We start from the raw sequence: 18,386 nt of genomic DNA on the forward strand, positions 1-18,386 counted from the left end.
TGAGGAGGAAAAAAACTATTCAGTGAGCCAAAATGTTGTGCTGTAATGCGATCTATTTTTTTTAAAAACTAATTGCATTAGAAACCCAGCTGCCCGTTCGTAGTCAAATCGAAAATTGCCCTCCAAAGCCTGTGCCAACATATATTAAAAATGAGAGGCTCTTAGCGACTTAACCCATTCCTACATAAAAAGGTTTATCCTCTTGCGAATACTGAGACTCTATTAACTCAACTACCTGGGGAATGAGGCTTTGGCAGCTATCAATTCGTTCTCCACCCTTTAAATTAGCATCAAAAAAGCGACAGGTTGTGCTCTGTCTACTTTTCTTCCCTAAATAGACCTCATGAGCATCTTTCTGTTGAGGAAAAGTAATTAATAGATGCTGATTATTTTCCAGTAGATGAGTCACTTTTTTGGGGCTCAGCTCATTTTTTTTAAAGGTTGCGTCGGTATGGAAGATATTATTTTCTTTAAAAGAAAAATGATCAATGTCGGTCTCCCCTGCTTGGATCGCAAACAGCTCTTTATTTTCCTCATGAATGGATAATGCTAAAAATTCTTTATCGTCTGCTAAATATTCCGTTGGATTTTTTTCTTTTAAAATAAGATCTAGATAGGTATTACTCATCGGTCTACACATTCCCACCAATTCACCATTATCGTTAATACCTTGGTCATATTTTTCTAAAATTTCACGTTGGTTAGTGAAAGGCGTCTTCTTCTGAGTAATCCCTGAAAAAAAAGTCTGCAAAAATTTCAAAGCAATTCTCCTCGTATGCATTTTTAAATTATCTCAAGTTTTCTTTAATCCTCTTAAAAACAAATTCTAACTGCGTTCACAGTTAGAATTTAAAATGAGGTTAAGATTGCCGTAGCGAACTTCGGTTCTTACTTACAGTTACGATAGTAATCCAGGGTGACGCCCGTAGCGAAATCATCCTCATGAGCGGTATAAGCATTTTGAGCAGCCTTTGCTGCACCAAACAGAGTATGAGCGAATACACCCACACTAGCGTACACCTTTATTCTGGGATCGGCGTTAGCACCTTTTAGTGTTTCATTCGTATATTCTTCATGAAATGAGGCTACAATTTTAGTTTCATTTTTTATGCTTTTAGCGTTTTTAATGAAATTATGAATATAGGCACACCCATTCATAGGTACGGTGTGAGTATCAATATCAGTTCCTCTTTTAAAATGATCAATGTGCCCTTTATGTAAATCAATTCCTTCTTTATCAAGATACTCATTAACTGATTGGACATGAGGGGGGACATGATGATGCAAAGTTTCTCGAGTGGGGTAGGTATACTTATGGTCTGATTGCACCCTTGGAAATAGCCCAGCCTTGATCACATTAACCGCCGCACTGAATAGGTTTGGATCTTGATTTGTTTTTCCATTATTCTTAGACATGATTATTCTCTCTAGTGGTTTATAATTTATCTTAGAGATTACAGAATATACAATTAGACTTAAGTGGGTCTTAGGATGGAATGAAAGAAAATACTGATTAATTCTTATACAGAATACAGGCGCCCAGGGCTGAAAACTGGCTTATCAGGAGTAACTTAAGGTTTTTACTGCTATTATTTATTAATAAGCAAAAGATTTTAAGGAAGTTCACGATGGATATCGTAGAAATTAAATCGTTTCTGGCTGTAGTAGAATACCGCTCTTATACACTCGCGGCCAAAAGAGTGTATGTTACGCAATCGACGATGAGTAAAAGAATTCGCAGGTTGGAAGATGAATTAGGTTCTCGATTATTTATTATGGATGGGGCACGTCTGATTTTAACTGAGGCTGCCAATCATTTTATTCCCTACGCCCGCCAAATAGTGGCCGCGTATAATAATATGGTCAAATCGTTTAAAGAACAGGCTCAGTCTTTTGAACACTATTTATTAATTGGCGCCACCGTATTTGTATCCCACTATGTATTACCCCAATTTATTAGCTTTTTAAAAAATACAGATTCGCGATTACAAATTTATATAAAAACTATGGCGGAATATGATGTAGAAACTTACTTAAATCATGGTTTAGTCGATGTGGTAATTAGTCCAGAAAGGGATATATCGGATGCATTTAGTACTGTCAACCTATGGAATGAGGCTTATGCACTTAAGGTTAATAAAACCCACGATTTGGCAAAACAAAAAAAAATCATCTCGCTTGCTGAATTAGCATCTTTTCCTGCAGTGTTAAATGAACAAACTACCTCATTACGCGATAAAATTGAATTGGTATTTCAAGAAAATTCTTTGGATTTAAATATAGGGTATGAAATATCCACTGTAGATGGCATCAGGGCCATGGTAGAACATGGTTTAGGTTGGAGTTATTTACCTAAAGATGTAACTTCTAACGAACTATGCGAACTTCAAATAAATGAAATAGATGTCAATCTCAATTTTAATGCCTATTTTCAAAAACGCAGGAGCCATGAAGTGAGCATTCAGACCTTTCTTAATTATTTTAATAAATGGCAAAAAACATAGCCTCAGGATGGTTGGGTATTGGCCACCTAATTGAGTGGTGCCAAGCCCCACCTGAAAGTAAAAATTCATCGATAATTTCCCCATCTGAATTCCTTATTTTGCTTTGCTAACATTATTTATGTAACTCATTGTGCTATAAAGACTTTTTATCGGGTGTCAATAGCAGGTACAATGGGGTGGGATTGGCAGGAATAGACCAATCCTTTTATACCCATAACATTGAAAGCAGTATTGCTTAAGGACTTTTATGAAAAATACTTTTTTATGGCGCGGCACGCTTGCTGGTGCAAGTATGTTTTTGTTATCAACTGCCTATGCAGGAATACCCTTATGGAGCTTTGAAGCCCTAACGAGTACTAATTTTCCACTTGGTCCGACAGATACCGCAACGGTACAATACACCGTTTATAATCAGTCCCAAAGAGCAAAAACCTTAGTTCTTCACTCCTCCCTAACCCCCGGCGTACAACAAACAAGCCCCTGCATTTTGGCCCCTAAAAGCCAACAAGGTACTTGCTTGTTAACGCTTAAGGTCAGTGGTAATGCCTTACCCGCAAATGGGATTCATGGTGGACCTGTTCTTTGTCAGGCAAATGCTGATGGAAGTCCCAATCCAAACCAATGCTACCGACCTAGCCCAGCCTCTGCACTCAATATACAAAAAGTAAATACTCCGGTCCTTGCTTCTTTAGCGGTGAGTTCAAATGCTTTGCAACTGCAAACTTTTGGTTCCGCACAAACCATAACAATTACCAATCTATCAACAAATATCACCGCAACTAATGTTAATGCTCTGTTCATTGGAACCCCTTTAGCAGGAGCGGTGACTGCAAGTACCTGTACTTCGATTGCACCTCAAGGTAGTTGTACGATGACATTTACCCCAACCCGTATCGCGGTAGCGCCATCGATGTTTACCATTCAAGGGGCAAATACTAGCGTTGTTAGTACTCAATTAAATGTTCGTGAATCGTATGTTTATGTCACAAAGGCCGACGGTGTGGCTCGTTGTATCATTGATGACAATGCTGCTCCGGGTAACTGTGAGCAAATGACAGGAGAATTTAATCTTCCTCAAGGAATTGCATTTAATAAAACCAAAACATTAGCCTATGTGGTGAATTATGCTACGAGTGATGATACTCCTGTGGTTAAGTGTACTATTGACAGTGAGGGTAAATTTGATACCTGTAGTTCCGCTTGGAATTCGAGCACGCAAGGACTGGGAGGTATTGCCTTAAGTACGGATGGCAGTAAAGCATATATAACCCAAATAGCTGGGGGTAGTGGAACTACCATTTGGAATTGTGAGGTAGCAGATGATGGCAACTTAAACTGTAATGGCCAAGCAATTAGCGCGAGTTACTCGCCTAATGGGATTACCCTTAATAAAAATAATACACTCTCATATGTCGCTACACTTGGACTTTCTGGTAATGATCAAATAGGTCTTTGTCCTATCATTAATGGCTCTTTAAATAGTTGCGAAGGGACGCCTCCAACCTCTTCTGGGTCTACTCCATTTTTAGGTGCTCACAATATTGCTTTGAATAATCAAGAAACCATAGCTTATGTTACGAACACAGGGTATGACGTTCATACGGATCCTACTAACCCGGGATTTATCTCTGTTTGTTCCATAAACAGTGGGGGTGCATTTAGCGTATGTAATTCCATTGCTGATCCATATACTCCGGTATCTGGTTTAATTAACCCAACTGGTTTGGCTTTAACAGTCAATGGAGCCTATGCCTATATTGCGGATTTTGACGCGAATATTTTGGTCCGTTGCCAGGTAGGAAATAACACTCTAACGAATTGCCTCTCATCATCTCAGGTTGAAGGAAGTGGGTTAGTTTATCTTGCTTTAGGCTAATCATCACTTCGGAAGGAGCGCTATAGCGCCCCTTCCGGTTTAATTTAAATTAAGCATGAAGTGTTTTTTCCTGATACACTCCTTGATGTTCCAGTTGTTTTCTATATGCTAGCACTCGCTTATCCATCACTAACCGCCAAAGAGGGGGAATTAAGGCAAGCACGATCATGCCTAGATATCCCGATGGGAGCTGAGGACTTTGCTCCATATGACGTAAAATTTGATATGGCCGAGCTCCATAGGTGTGATGATCTGAATGACGTTGCAAATGAAATAAAATGCTATTACTTAACCAATGATTGGCATTCCATGAATGGTAAGGGCTGACTTTTTCATAGCCGCCATTTGCTAATTTCTTCCTTTCTAAGCCATAGTGCTCTATATAGTTAACTACTTCCAAGGTCATTATGGCCATGAAGGATTGCAATAGAAAAAAGACGAGGCTCCCTACTCCTCCAAAGAATAAACAACTTAAGCTGATTGCAACAGGAATGCCAATTATCCACCAGAAATTATTATGAATGCTCCATAACGCACATTTCTTCTGAGCAAGGCGTTTTTTTTCCAAATGGAGCGCTGATTTCAATGAGCCTATCAATGTCTTAGGTATAAATTGATAAAACGTTTCACCCAATCGGGCGGTCGCTGGATCCTCGGGCGTGGCGACCCGAACATGATGCCCTTTAACATGCTCAATAAAAAAGTGTCCATAACATACACTAACCAATAAAACCTTGCTGTAAAATTGCGCCACACGATTATTTTTATGCATCATTTCATGAGCTAAATTAATACCCGCACCTCCGGATATTAATCCTAGGGACATAGTAAAACCTAACCACTCATTCCATAGTAAATGCTGAGTACTCACTACATAAGCGCCATACGCGAACATGAGTATTTGGGCGAAGACATACACATAGGTTAAGTATTTGAAATAATTATCTTTTACTAACTGCTTTTCCTGCTCTTTGCTGGGATTCGAAGGGTCTCTAATGAAGAAATCGACGAATGGAATAAAAGCAAAAACGATAAGAAAGGGAAGAAAAGTAAACCATCCCTGAAAATATAAGCCCATAAGGGGAAGAATTAACAATAAATAGATCATTAAAAAACTATATTTTTTCAATAAACACATGACAATGACTCCTAGCCTAAACTAATTACTTGCTTTATGAGTGTCCATGTTGTTTCAATCTAGGACTTACACATTTACGGGCCCATACAGGTGTTGTTTATTTATCAGAAATACTGCATTCCTGATTAAAACTGCAGGCCCCATTGTCTTCGATGGTTTGACACGCTCCGGCCCCTAATTTTGAGACTTTCAACGTAAAAACTCAATCCCTAATTGTCATGAAATAATCGACGAGGTCATTCCAGTTTTTCGTTTGCCAAACCTATTTTCATGGATCTGGGGGCAATTTAAGCTTTCAACAAATTTACACTACTCCCGATTCAAAATCTAATTACAAGAGTTATCAACACTAATCCCAGAACCCTTTTAAATTGAATTACAGCCCGTTCAATACTGGGGACTCAAAGCCCCCCATTCTCTTTTAGCACATGCCATTCCTCTTATTCAAAGCAGCTTAAGCCTGCCAACAGACTGGGGCGCTATGATTAACATAAGAAGCTTATGAGGAGAATGACATGAATGAGCAAACAAAAGAAATACACTCTACTCTTAAACAAAAAACAGAGGAACTTGCAGAACAGATTTCCAATGCAAAAACTAATAAAACTCAAGCAACCAATTTACCCGGAGAGGCAGCTGGCACCCCAGTATCAGAAAAAATTCCTGGCTTTATTAGTTTCTTGCATTCGCTCACCACACTTGGACACGGATTAACATCCATTGCTCAATTGAAACACCTGCCCAGAGCCACCAATGCAGGTAATGCATTTAGCATTATTGATGCAGCCTTATCTGGTATTAACTTTATCAGTATGCCACTTATTTATTTTTCCGCCCTACTGGCTGGAGAGAAACCTCCTTTTCCTATATCCACCCCAATGAAGTGGGCCTATTCTGGTGTTGTTTTTGGTTTAGCACTTGCAGGAATACTCGCCCCTGCGGTAGCAGGATTGCCTATCGCGTTAACGGGAGCCAGTTTGGGTATCGCTACAAGCCTGCTTTTTTTAGGGCAAGATATCTATAATCGTTATAAAGCCTCACGCGAAGCTAATAAGTTAAATAGCAATATAGAAACCACAACCGAAGCTTTAGAAAACGAACTAAAAAATAACCAGGAATTGCTTGCTCAACTAGAAGCCCCTGGGCTTGATGCGTTGCAAATTGCAAACCTCAAAGCAAATATTGAAAAAAATAATGAGTCAATGACGCAACATCTGGAAACCATGAAACAATTAAATGAACGTAAGCAAGGCAATGAAGCAGTTTTATCTGAATTAGGGGCCTCCCGTTTTGTTGGAAACACCGTGGGAATAACCTTATCTCTAGCTGCTCTGACCGGACTTGTTTTAGTTCCTTTTTTCCCACCAGCAGGTCTTGCTGTACTTGCAGCAACGTCAATTACTGGAGGCTTATTGACCGTTACTCCAGCCTGCGTTAAAGGAGCAAGTTTCCTCTATGAAACAATAAAAAACCGAATAATTGGCCAAGCTTCAGAACCAGATGTGCAGGCAAGCGCCAATAATTCAACAGCACAAATGCTCTCTGCATTGACCAACAATGCCAGTGTGGCAGTAGCCAATACAGCCGCGGTGGTAGCAACCAATGATGCCAGTGCGGCCGTAACCAATGACGCCAGTGCAGCAGTAACCCATGAGGTCATTGCAATAAAAGCCAATCAGGTTAATGTAGATGGAGACGATGAATATTTAACGCGTTGTGCTCCTTCCCTATAAGAAGCCATCTACAGTAAGCCAATAATTCGTTGAAGTAATTCCAGGATGTATCTCTAATAAAAACGAGATGCATCCTTTCAATCCACATCATTCACAATATCCATACTCAAATACTCCCTACTTAGTCATAATCCAAAAAGTATTTTGCAAAGAGATTGAATAAATCACTTGCCCATTCCCTATTAAAAATCATCATTTCAAACCACAAAAATCAATCGTTATTTGTTGTACAGATAGTGCAGGCTATTTAATTGCGATGATTCCTAAGGGAACGTGAAGCAAGGAATTATTTATTTAAAATCAATTGCATTGGTAAGGAAATTAAAAGCTTGCTTAATCAACGCGGTATTAGGGGTGATAATCCGGGCATTTTACTTGCGCCATAAAGGGGTTCTTCCACAGAACCCCTCAGAGGTGTTAACTTGTAAGACTGACACATGAAATATTTTTTTTTGGTACTTTTTAAGACATCCTCTAGGTGGGCGGATGCCTTAGGCAGGTGTTATATAAAACATTTAGGCTGTTGTATTTCTTCGATCTGGTGCAAATGCAATTTATTTGGAATTTGCCATAAATCGTCTCTTGATTCATCATTTAAAATAGCAGTTAAATTATATCTTTGTTTATCTACCAAGGTATTAGCTACTTTTTGAATCATGTATGCATCGATGAACTCACTTTGCACGAGCGGATTCATTTCTAAATACTCCAAAAAAACAGCCAGTAGTTCATCTGCGTCAATTCCTAAATTCGCAAGAGAGATCGCGGCAATTTTCCCGGCAATTTCTGAAAAAAACAAAGGCTTCTCTTCAGGATGACGCATGAAATGTGACATTTCTTTGGGGATTGTATTGAGTTTGGTTATTATTTCTTGCAAATAGGTTATGGTTAGCCCCATATCTTCTAATTTTTCTCCCGTATGCAAAGTCGAGGTAATGAGCTCATGGAGAACCTCTTGTGTTGGGGTTTTCAGGCATTTTAGAATGGGCGTTAATTGTTCAAAGTTCATACCTTTATTTTCTTTCATGGTACGCAGAATGCGAAAAGCAACTTCTTTAATATTACTAGTTAGTTTATTATCGGGCAACGTAAATATAGGAGCAGAATTTGAGGCCGCGCAAAAATCTTTTTGACATGAAATTAACAGGTTAATGTAACTTTCTTGAAATAGGTGCAACTCGTGTTCTGTTAATGACTGATTTAAGGCCAATTGAGTAAGCCCTTGTTTGATGCATGCGGCATGAGCCAATCCTTCTTTATTTTTTACCCACTCATGGAATCGAGGGCCAATACATGTACGTGAATTATAAAATGCATTCAAACTAATGGGTAATAGATTTTCAAAATGAATATATTCTGGATATCTACCAACCGCTATATTTAAAAAAGGAACTAATTTGTTTTTAGTTGCATCAATGCGTTGTATTTGCAGTGTGAAACTTTCTTTGCCACCAGGAGAAAAACTGATAAATAATTGCCCTAACTTTACCTGAACCATGCTACGTCCGTTGGATTCTGGTGGAATGACGAAGTCTTGAGGAGCAAACAACATGGATGGTAGGAACTGTGCTGTGCTGACTTTTTTAAGTTGGGTAATATCATATACTCGTTCCGCATAGATATTGAGTGTTTTAGTAGCCATGGAGTAATGCACTTCTGCATTATCTTTCGAGTCTTTTTTTACTTGATGACTCGACTCATCATGTATTGCATAGGTTTTTGTCTTTTCATTAAAGCTGCTTGCAAAAACAGTCATTTTATCATTCATCACCTCTATACTCAGAGAGACAAAATCAAAGTCTGGATGTGTTGTCGTCTGATAAGCTTTACTCCAGGACAATGCTCTGTAAGGCTTTTCGGCACGTAAGGGATGTCCTTCAGGGGGATTTTCTGTAGTTTCAGAATCGCTTTTTACTACCTGTAGTTCACTGCACGTATTTTTTATGTTTGTCAGCATTTAATTATTTTGAATTGGGACGGTGTAATGGAGTATAACACCGGGGATTCAATAATCGAAGCGTATCTTCGCGCTCTTCATTTGATCATGCCCTTTTACCAGGCTCCCGGTCGGGGGGCAGAAAGGTGTCTGTGAAGTAATAGATATGAAACTCGAAGAAAACCAGGCAGCTCATAGTCCCGGGGCATAAAGAGAAAAAACCCTTATCTCAGAAGAGATAAGGGTTGAGTATTAGTGAGGAGAGACAACAGATTGATGTTGTGGGGCATGTACTTCAAAAAGATTGTCCAATGAAGCACATTCCAGTTGCTGAAGATTCTTTTGAATGCAATCCTTTAAGCGTCCATTTGAATAAATTCCATTAGCTAAAAATGCTGTATCCACAGAATGACCCTCTCTAAGAGCTTTTAAAGCATCATTAAGACGAGTTGCACTCTCTATTTTCGCACTCTTGCTATAGCCCGCAAAGAAACTCCCGTAGCTATTGGGCTCACGAGCAACAGCCTCGATGTATGCCCCCAGAGAAGCTATAAAATTATCGAGAAGGGTCTCTACAGAGGACTGCGCACTCTTGGGTGTCTCTTTTGTTAGCACTACCGAGCGTTTCATCATTACCCAACTGCTCGAGTTTAAATCGCTCTCAGCCAGACTTGGAACATTAGGATGTTCAGTAGGTTCTTCCGCTGCACTATTCTCCGCTGAAGCAGGTATTGGTGCATCAACTAAATTATCCCCAATATCAATAAATTCCGAAATACTCAAACTTAAATCGCTATCGGCAAGATTCTGAACATGGGGATTTTCAGAAGCCTCTTCCGCTACATTGTTCTCAACTAAAGCAGGTAAATTCTCAGAATCATCAGCAGACACCGACACCCAAGCACTCAAATCATTAATAGAGTCTTGTAAGGACTCCCAATCATTAAGAAGCACACTTAAATCAATGGAATTTTTACCAAACTCACTAATGTTCAGAAAGGAATTTAGCAGGTTAACAGGCGCCTTATTAAGCATGATATTTAATTCATTTTCATACTCCTGCAATAATACCTTCGCTTGGATAAAGGGTTCAAAGGGCAGGCGATCCGACTTCGAGTCCAATTGCTCGTAATTACTAATTTGTCCTTTTAATGCTTGAACCTCACGAAGTACACCATGAAGATAACTGCTCAATGCACCCGATTTTACTAATCCATTATTTTCTGACATTGTTGAAACAAATTCGTGCGTTGTCTCAATAGTTTGCTTGATTAGTTCGGCATATTTAGGATTATGCGCCACTCTCAACTTATCCGATGAATTGTGATAGCTAAACATTGTTTTTTGTGCTTTAGAAACTAAGAAATTGCTCGCCTCCAATTCAATGAGCATCGAAGGAGTCATCGGTTTAGATGCATAAGCTAAATCAACTCGAATTACATCAGCGACATAGCCAAGGTGTTCCACCGAGAGCGGAACCTCTAAAGGGCTGTTAATACGAGGACCATCCTTATCAGGCTCAATAAAGAGCATTTGGTTTAATGCATTATCCAGTACTATTTTTGCATCCAGCAGTAATTTTTTCTCAACAAATTTCTCAATTTTACTGCGGACTTCAGCGTCAACTCCCAAATTATTGGAATCGTATAAATTGGCTAGTTGTTTAATTAATAAAGTGCGATATAAAATGAATTCATTGCTGTTGTTAAACGGAGTGTCTAAATTATTTGTGGAATCAACCTTTGAGCTTTTATTAAGTGAGTAAAGAAAATTGAATGAACTATTCAGATACTCTTCAATATTGGCAGAACTTATTTTGTTTTCCATTCGCTCTGAGCCATTCTCAATGGGCAAGCCTAGCATCGCTCTATATTGAGCGTCTCCCAGCAAAATAGACTCTTTTTCCCTCTTATGCAAAGCATCGTCGAAACGCTGTGCTGCAACCAGCATTAAAGAATAAGGATGTTTTTTGTCAGGGACTACAGTCTCATCCACCACAGGTGCCAATTTATTTACTTGAGATAAATCTTGAGCTAATCCACCAAGTCCACCCTCTGCAATTGGGCTAGTGTAGAATGTCATGAGATCTTGAGGTATATATCCCCCCGCAGGCACAACCGCGACAATCTCCAAAACTTGTTGTTTAATTTTTTCCACCAACCCGAAATTCTTGATGAATTCCTGATTATCAAGTTTACTTAAATAAGCTCTGGTATTAACAATATAATCGCGTAATCTAGGAATATTATCCGCGTTTTCACTACTTTGAACTAACTTTAAGGCATCTTGTAATGAACTGGTTTGCTCTACAGCCTGATTGATTATATCTTTTTGCTCCTTTTGCAAATCAATTTCAATGGCTTTGCTGTGTCGATAGCGTGAGGCATAGTCCCTTACCCAAGCAGTGGCAGCTCCCATAGCTACTTCAGTATTTCTATTCAAAATATAATCTACCCAGCCCTTCTCAGCTCCTTGGCTTTTAAACTTGCCGGCTTGGGTTATGTCTTCAGGGCTAGTTTCTACGACTTTTTGGACCAGGCTTTTTAAACGCTCCACTTCCTTACTTATATTTTCTATCGTGTTTTTAATCGCACTACGATTTTCAGTACTGCGCGCAAATTTTAATGATTCGATATTATTAATAGAGAAGTAGATAGGCACAGCAGTTAAGCAAGCCACCACTAAAGCAATTGAGGCAATACCAAGAGTAATCGGGCCACCAATTATAAGGGTAGCCAAGCCAAGTACAGCAGCGCCCGCGATTAATCCACCAATACTTGCCGTTGCAGAAGGATATTTAGCAAAAAAGCTGGGTTCTAACATTTCCTTTTCCAGAAAACCCAAGCATTGTTCCATAAATTCGATTTGCATTTTTTGGGTAAACTTCTGTCGTTCCTGAGGATTGTTGAAATAGCTCTTAATCCAACTTAACACGGGATGCTCATTTTTATCATCTTGAATTTCTTGTTCATGAATCTCATAAATGTCGCGAAACGCGTTGTTAAACAGCTTATTTAATTGAGCTAAAAAATATACTTCAATCGCTGCATTTAAGGTCTCATCGGTGTAATCTGCAGGGTAGTCTTTCTTAAATTCAGCTCGCATATTCGCGCCGCTATTATCGACTAAGCCTAAAAGAACACATTCTCTAAAGTGAAATAATCGAACCAATTCTTCTGATAATTGAGCATATTTTTCATTAGTAAAACCTGCACTTTGCATCATGCTTTGAAATTCTGCCAAATTAACCCCGGCTGGATTTTCTGCACTGGCCTGCCACGCTTTATAAGCTAAGGCAGTAACTCCGACCCCTAAAGCGGCACTAAATGTTCCTGAAATCAAGGTACTCGCGCCTGCCAAGGGATTGAGAAAAGCAATGGGCGAAAGATTATTATTTGTAGCCAAAAAGGCCACCCCACCAGCCCCTGCTCCTATTAAAGCGGCTAAGGCACCATGCCCAATCTTCGCACTGGTAGATAATTGCTGAATCGCATCATTCAGGTAACGTGTTTTTTTATTGTGATAAAAGGCTAAGTTCTCAGTATATTTTTCAATAAGACTTAGATTTTCACCTCCTGCAGCTTCTAAGTGGGTTACCATATTGTGCTCTAAATATTTTTTATGATTTTCTTTAATCATATTGAAATAAGTGTCCGCATTGAGTCGTTTAGGCATGATAATCTCCAAGGTTTTAATGCTTCTATATCACTTATTATGGCAAGCAGGGTTTAAGGAAAGCTTAAACTGGCGCGAATAATATTCATGCTCAATAACGTTATAGAATAAGCCCCCCTATTAAGTCGTATGAGTTTAATTTGGGTAGGAATAGGGATAAGGAAAAAATGAATGAATCATCAACGTGATAGACAATAAATAGTGATAGTGAGGTGTTATCGAGAGAAGATTTAGTGGAAAAGCACCCTACTTAAAAATCCTAACTTTAAGTACCTAAATAAACCGCGATAAAGTACAATTTAAAAGAAGAAATGCAAGCAGCATAGTAAATTGATACCTAATTACGTCCCATAGTACCGAGGCATCAGAGCCAATTGAGAACTATTTAGCACCCATCTAAGCTAGGGTTTGTACGGAGATACCTATTGATAAATCACCAATAGTAACATGTTGTAAAAGAAAAGCTCGGTCATGGATTGCTTCAACATAGGGGGAAAAGTGAGGAAGCCCCAACATTATTCCTCCATAAATATGCTCATTAAGTCTGGATTTAATGCCACCCGAAATAATGTTCAGCGCCTCATTTAATGCATCACTCATCTGCTCATTATCCACTAGCTCCTCTGGAGTTAAAGCAAGCATTTTTTGTGTGATCCGCTTCATGTTTTCCATATTGGCATGTAATCCAATTTCAACCTGATGATCATCACAGCTAAGTATTAAATAAGAACCAAAGAGCTGCTGCGGGTCGTCGATTTTGGAACGCTCCATAATTGAAACTGCCGCATTTTCTTCACCCAACCCCATACCTACAAAATCGTTCATCGCATCAGTTGCCGCATTGAGCCAGATTTCAGAAGTATTCACGATAGACATAGCATTATCCTTTAATTGATAAATTAATGTTTGATCTTCAATTGATAGCAAGGGACTTTATCAATACCTGCACGTTCAAATTGATCATTAATACCCATGGTTGTTTCCGCACCACCCAAAAACAAATATCCTGAAGGGTGTAATGTATTTTCTACTCGCTGTACGATTTCTTTTTTGGTTTCTACACTAAAATAAATTAAAACATTACGCATAAATATCAAATCCATTCGGGGTATTGTCCAAGGCTTCATTAAATTAATCTTCTGGAACTGCACCATATCCCGTATTTCTTGGCTAATTTGCCACTCCGAACCTTTTTTTTGAAAATATTTTGCTAAGTAGGGTAAAGGTAGACCTCGATTCACCTCCAGCTGGTTATAAATTCCATTTTTTGCTCTAAAAAGCATCTTTTCAGAAATATCACTGCCGATAATATTAATTACCCAGCCTGCAAGAAGCGTTTCAAGCTCTTTAATAATCATGGCAATAGTATAAGGCTCTTGCCCGCTAGACGCCGCAGCGCACCAAATCTCCAGTTTTTTCTCTCCTTTTTTAGCAATTATTTCAGGTAAAATTTTATTTTTTAAAACCTCAAAAGGATGAATATCACGGAAAAATAAAGTTTCATTGATCGTCATTGCATCAATCATCCTCAATTTTATATTTTCGCTGGGATTACCTTTGAATGAGTTAATCAGTGCATCCAACGAAGTAAACCCTAACTCTTTGGAAAGCGGAGTTAAGCGTGATTCCACTAAATATTCTTTTGTTGGATCAAGAACAATAGCGGTTTCTTTCTTTAGAAATTCTCTGACAAATTCAAAATTATTATTGTCCATGATGTTTTCTGCTTCGATTGACACGTTGAATAATAGCCTGACCTATATTTTGCAAAGGCAGAATCTCATCTGCTAAACCTGCATTGGCCACTGCGCCAGGCATCCCCCAAACTACACTTGTTGTTTCATCCTGCACGATTACCTGAGCATTATGTTCCTTAATTAACTTGCATCCTCTCATCCCATCTTGTCCCATCCCAGTCATGACCACGGCAAGTGTATGCGCACCAAAATGTTGTGCAACAGAACGAAATAAAACATCCACCGCAGGGCGGCAATAATTTTCTGGGGACTCTTGATTTAAGCGTGCTACGTAATGCTTCCCTTCCAATGCTACCGTCAGATGATACCCTCCAGGTGCAATTAACGCTTTTCCTGGCACAATAAGCTCGCCATCCTGCGCTTCAGCAACCGTAATGTGGCTATTTTTGGATAAACTATCTGCCAAAGCTTTAGTAAAAACTGGGGGCATATGTTGTACAATAACAATGGGGACGGGGAAGTCGTTTGGTATATGGGGTATTACCTCTTTGAGCGCATTGGGGCCTCCAGTAGAAGTACCGATGGCAACAAGATTAATTTGCTTTATCGAGGCTGAAGGCGCTGGAGCCGCATCTATTTTTTTAACAATCGCCGCGGATAAAATGGGCTTTGGTTTTACCAACTCTTTAATCTTATAAATCAGTTCTTGCCCGACTCGCTGCAAATTTTCCTGAACAGAAAAGCCACTCGCCTCTTTAGTAACATAGTCATTAGCGCCATAATTTAAAGCGGTTAATGTCGCCTCTGCTCCTTCTGTAGTTAAGGAACTAAACATAATGACGGGTAGCTGAGGTCGATTTTTTCTAATTTCAACCAGTGCCTCTAATCCATTCATTTCCGGCATTTCGATATCAAGAATGACAATATCAGGATTCATTTGATTAATTTTTTCAACCCCAATCCTTCCATTAACTGCTGTTGCAATTAACTCAATATCAGGATCTTTTGCTAAAAAATTACCAACCAGATGCCTAATAACTACCGAATCATCTACCACAATTAGGCTTATTTTTTTCACGATAATACCCACCTACAGTTCATGTATTTCATTAAATTATCTAAGAAATTAGCCCCATTAGTTCGAGCTTTGCTCTAATAACATCCTTTGTAAAAGGCTTCATTACATATTCATTAGCACCCGATACCATCGCTTTTTTAACATTATCCATTTCCGTTTCGGTGGTCACCATCATCATCCAGGTATTAGAAAAATTAGGATGCTGCTTCGCGGCTTTCAAAAAATCCAAACCATTCATTACGGGCATATTCCAATCAATGCACGCCAAGCTAATATTATTAATTGTGGAGAGCTGCACTAACGCTTCTTGGCCGTTAGCTGCTTCATAAATCTCCCAATCTCCCAATTCCTTAAAAATGCGAATCAGCATCATACGGGCTGTTTTTGAATCATCAACTAATAAAACTTTCATCATCCCTCCTTTGCTGCTTAAACCAACCTATGCTTTAGCCCGACGCAGCCGTGGCCGACGTCAGGCTAAATAGCGGTCCTTATTCATAGGTAAATTGTGCGACAATTTCTTTTAACTGCTCTACCATTTGCGATAATTCTTCAGCAGCGCTTTTGGTGTTCATAGAACCATTAGCAGTTTCTTGTGCCGTTTGTGCTACCCTCATGATATTTTCAGAAATTTCAGAGCTACCTTTTGCGGCCTCAGAAATATTACGCCCAATTTCACTAGTTGTTGCCGTCTGCTCTTCGACTGCACTGGCAATGGTAGTTTGTGCTTCATTAATTTCTCTAATAATAGAGTTAATCTTAGTAATTGCCTCGACTGAGCTCTGCGTGTCTTCCTGAATGGCCTCGATCTTGGAGCTAATATCCTCCGTTGCTTTAGCCGTTTCTTTAGCAAGCTCTTTAACTTCATTGGCTACTACCGCAAAACCTTTGCCGGCTTCACCAGCACGTGCTGCTTCGATGGTTGCATTCAAGGCCAGCAATTTGGTTTGCTGGGCGATGGCCGTAATGACTTTGACGACATTACCAATCTCGGTACTGCTCTCACCCAACTTCACGATGCTATTATTGGTTTCCTCAGTAACCACTACTGCCTGATTGGCAACCCGAGCCGCATCGACTGCACTTTTGGCAATTTCTTTAATGCTCGCATTTAACTCTTCGGTTCCTGCAGCAACTGTTTGTACGTTCGCGCTGACTTGTTCAGAAGCCGCAGACACAAGCGTTGACTGCGCGGATGTTTCTTCCGCATTTCCCGACATTTTTTCCCCAATATCGGTTAATTTCTCCGCAGATTCTGACAAAATAGAAGAAGTGCTTGCTATGGATTGAATTAAGTCACATAAATGAGCGAAGAACTTATTCAATACATCGCTGATTTGATCAATCGGCGTGTTGTTACCTAATACCGGTAAATTGCAGTTGAGATTACCTTTCATGGCTTCTTTGAGAAATCCCAGGATCATTTGAGCCCGATCAACCAGCTCTAATTTCTTTTCCGTAATGTCTGTGGCAATTTTCACCACCTTAACCACTCGATTATTTTCATCACGAACAGGGGCATACACAGCCTGTAACCAAACAGTAGTACCATCTTTGGCAATGCGTTTAAATTCACCATTAAACAGCTTGCCCTCGGCTAAATCTTCCCAAAATTGCGTGTACTCCTGGGTTTTTGCATATTCTGGATCGACAAACATGCGATGATGTTTACCTACAATCTCAGATGACTGATACTGCAAGGTCTTCAATAAATTATCATTTGCCTGAAGAATATTGCCTTTATGATCAAACTCAATGTAGGCATAGGCTTGATTGATTGCCTCTAAAATACCTTTCATATTTTGACGTTCTAATTCTTCATTCGTGATTTCATAGCGAACGCCTAGATATTTAATTGGTTTTCCGTCATAGCCTAAAACGGGGCAAATAACCGCATCGACATAATAGGGTGAGCCATCTTTCTTTTGATTCTTAATTCTGCCTCTAAATAGTTTCCCAGAACCAATCGTATTCCATAAATCCTTAAATACTGCCTTGGACATATCAGGGTGACGGAATATATTATGAGGATTACCAATGCATTCTTCTTTACTGTATTGAGATACTTCGCATAGTTTGTCATTAACATCCAGAACATATCCACGCTTGTCTGCGGTGGAGACAATGCTGGTAGTATTGATAATTTTTAACAACGCTTCGCGCTCGAGCTGAATCATTTCTTCTTCGGTGTATTCTTTGTCTTTAGCGGCTTTACCATTTGCTTTTGGAGGCTTTGGTAGTTCACTTTCCATTGAATTTTCTGAGCTGTTCATATGCACTCCTTATAGTTTGCAAAATACATCCCATTTTTAATTTAAGGTTAAAACCTGCCCTATATCTAAAATAAGTAAAAGCTTATTCTCATACTTACATACTTCTTTAAGTACATTACGAATTTCGCCCTCCAAATTCTCCGGAGGTGGTTCAAAGGTATCCCCCGCCAAATCAATGACATCACCAATGTCATCAACCCATAGACTCACCGCGCCATCATCAGTGCGTACAATAATATTAGTGGAGTTCTGTCCTTCTTGAAGCATTGGGAAATCCAATCGCTTACGCATATCGATTGCTGTAACAATTTGTCCGCGAAGATTAATCAGACCACTGATGGTTTCATCCGCCAATGGAACCGCCGTTATTTCATGATAACGAATCACTTCTTGAATCTGAGAGACATCAAGGCCAAAAAAATAATTATCCAGATAAAAAGTACATATTTTTCTCTCGTGCTGAGTCATAGTTATTC

At 39.3% G+C, this 18,386-nt stretch carries 14 protein-coding genes; 3 read left to right on the forward strand and 11 right to left on the reverse strand.

Going from position 1 to position 18,386, the window contains the following annotated elements:
- Window positions 1–169: 169 nt before the first annotated feature.
- Window positions 170–760, reverse strand: coding sequence for a hypothetical protein (locus tag ACD661_RS12010; protein ID WP_400188106.1), 591 nt, complete (start codon window positions 758–760; stop codon window positions 170–172).
- Between the two features lie 128 nt (window positions 761–888).
- Window positions 889–1,416 (reverse strand): hypothetical protein, encoded by a 528-nt coding sequence (locus ACD661_RS12015; protein ID WP_400188107.1) that lies wholly within the window; start codon window positions 1,414–1,416, stop codon window positions 889–891.
- A 212-nt stretch (window positions 1,417–1,628) separates the two neighbouring features.
- On the opposite strand from ACD661_RS12015, the gene ACD661_RS12020 reads away from it, so the two are divergent.
- Both ACD661_RS12020 and ACD661_RS12025 read left to right on the forward strand, forming a co-directional pair.
- Window positions 1,629–2,504 (forward strand): LysR family transcriptional regulator, encoded by an 876-nt coding sequence (locus ACD661_RS12020; RefSeq protein WP_400188108.1) that lies wholly within the window; start codon window positions 1,629–1,631, stop codon window positions 2,502–2,504.
- Window positions 2,505–2,751: 247 nt separating this feature from the next.
- A complete protein-coding gene (locus ACD661_RS12025) occupies window positions 2,752–4,380 on the forward strand; it encodes an NHL repeat-containing protein (protein ID WP_400188109.1) in 1,629 nt (542 codons plus the stop codon).
- A gap of 49 nt (window positions 4,381–4,429) precedes the next feature.
- On the opposite strand, the gene ACD661_RS12030 is transcribed toward ACD661_RS12025, so the two are convergent.
- Window positions 4,430–5,518 carry an alkane 1-monooxygenase gene (locus ACD661_RS12030; RefSeq protein ID WP_400188110.1) on the reverse strand — a complete coding sequence of 363 codons (1,089 nt, stop codon included), beginning with the start codon at window positions 5,516–5,518 and terminating at the stop codon, window positions 4,430–4,432.
- 515 nt (window positions 5,519–6,033) lie between these two features.
- On the opposite strand from ACD661_RS12030, the gene ACD661_RS12035 reads away from it, so the two are divergent.
- Window positions 6,034–7,251 carry a hypothetical protein gene (locus ACD661_RS12035; protein WP_400188111.1) on the forward strand — a complete coding sequence of 406 codons (1,218 nt, stop codon included), beginning with the start codon at window positions 6,034–6,036 and terminating at the stop codon, window positions 7,249–7,251.
- Window positions 7,252–7,753: 502 nt separating this feature from the next.
- Here ACD661_RS12035 and ACD661_RS12040 read toward each other — a convergent pair.
- From ACD661_RS12040 to ACD661_RS12075, 8 genes are all read right to left on the reverse strand, one after another.
- Complete coding sequence (locus ACD661_RS12040) at window positions 7,754–9,208, reverse strand: hypothetical protein (protein ID WP_400188112.1); 1,455 nt, start codon at window positions 9,206–9,208, stop codon at window positions 7,754–7,756.
- Between the two features lie 231 nt (window positions 9,209–9,439).
- Window positions 9,440–12,862: a hypothetical protein gene (locus ACD661_RS12045; RefSeq protein WP_400188113.1), complete on the reverse strand. Its 3,423-nt coding sequence runs from the start codon at window positions 12,860–12,862 to the stop codon at window positions 9,440–9,442.
- A gap of 396 nt (window positions 12,863–13,258) precedes the next feature.
- On the reverse strand, window positions 13,259–13,738 hold the full coding sequence (locus tag ACD661_RS12050; protein ID WP_400188114.1) for a chemotaxis protein CheX: 480 nt from the start codon (window positions 13,736–13,738) through the stop codon (window positions 13,259–13,261).
- A 23-nt stretch (window positions 13,739–13,761) separates the two neighbouring features.
- The gene (locus ACD661_RS12055) at window positions 13,762–14,577 is read right to left on the reverse strand and encodes a CheR family methyltransferase (protein WP_400188115.1); all 816 of its coding nucleotides are present in this window, start codon (window positions 14,575–14,577) and stop codon (window positions 13,762–13,764) included.
- Window positions 14,567–15,637: a protein-glutamate methylesterase/protein-glutamine glutaminase gene (locus ACD661_RS12060; protein ID WP_400188116.1), complete on the reverse strand. Its 1,071-nt coding sequence runs from the start codon at window positions 15,635–15,637 to the stop codon at window positions 14,567–14,569. Before ACD661_RS12060 ends, ACD661_RS12055 begins: the two co-directional genes overlap by 11 nt.
- Window positions 15,638–15,677: 40 nt before the next feature.
- Complete coding sequence (locus ACD661_RS12065) at window positions 15,678–16,052, reverse strand: response regulator (protein ID WP_400188117.1); 375 nt, start codon at window positions 16,050–16,052, stop codon at window positions 15,678–15,680.
- 76 nt (window positions 16,053–16,128) lie between these two features.
- Window positions 16,129–17,910, reverse strand: coding sequence for a methyl-accepting chemotaxis protein (locus tag ACD661_RS12070; RefSeq protein WP_400188118.1), 1,782 nt, complete (start codon window positions 17,908–17,910; stop codon window positions 16,129–16,131).
- Window positions 17,911–17,946: 36 nt separating this feature from the next.
- Complete coding sequence (locus ACD661_RS12075; RefSeq protein WP_400188119.1) at window positions 17,947–18,378, reverse strand: chemotaxis protein CheW; 432 nt, start codon at window positions 18,376–18,378, stop codon at window positions 17,947–17,949.
- Between the last annotated feature and the right edge of the window lie 8 nt (window positions 18,379–18,386).

Origin of the sequence: Legionella lytica, from assembly GCF_044626755.1 — a bacterium.
In the GTDB taxonomy this organism is placed as follows: domain Bacteria; phylum Pseudomonadota; class Gammaproteobacteria; order Legionellales; family Legionellaceae; genus Legionella; species Legionella lytica_A.

Coding starts and splice junctions, on each gene's coding strand:
- ACD661_RS12015 (WP_400188107.1), bottom strand. CDS start 1,416: ATGTCTAAGAATAATGGAAAAACAAATCAAGATCCAAACCTATTCAGT.
- ACD661_RS12020 (WP_400188108.1), top strand. CDS start 1,629: ATGGATATCGTAGAAATTAAATCGTTTCTGGCTGTAGTAGAATACCGC.
- ACD661_RS12025 (WP_400188109.1), top strand. CDS start 2,752: ATGAAAAATACTTTTTTATGGCGCGGCACGCTTGCTGGTGCAAGTATG.
- ACD661_RS12030 (WP_400188110.1), bottom strand. CDS start 5,518: ATGTGTTTATTGAAAAAATATAGTTTTTTAATGATCTATTTATTGTTA.
- ACD661_RS12035 (WP_400188111.1), top strand. CDS start 6,034: ATGAATGAGCAAACAAAAGAAATACACTCTACTCTTAAACAAAAAACA.
- ACD661_RS12040 (WP_400188112.1), bottom strand. CDS start 9,208: ATGCTGACAAACATAAAAAATACGTGCAGTGAACTACAGGTAGTAAAA.
- ACD661_RS12045 (WP_400188113.1), bottom strand. CDS start 12,862: ATGCCTAAACGACTCAATGCGGACACTTATTTCAATATGATTAAAGAA.
- ACD661_RS12050 (WP_400188114.1), bottom strand. CDS start 13,738: ATGTCTATCGTGAATACTTCTGAAATCTGGCTCAATGCGGCAACTGAT.
- ACD661_RS12055 (WP_400188115.1), bottom strand. CDS start 14,577: ATGGACAATAATAATTTTGAATTTGTCAGAGAATTTCTAAAGAAAGAA.
- ACD661_RS12065 (WP_400188117.1), bottom strand. CDS start 16,052: ATGATGAAAGTTTTATTAGTTGATGATTCAAAAACAGCCCGTATGATG.
- ACD661_RS12070 (WP_400188118.1), bottom strand. CDS start 17,910: ATGAACAGCTCAGAAAATTCAATGGAAAGTGAACTACCAAAGCCTCCA.
- ACD661_RS12075 (WP_400188119.1), bottom strand. CDS start 18,378: ATGACTCAGCACGAGAGAAAAATATGTACTTTTTATCTGGATAATTAT.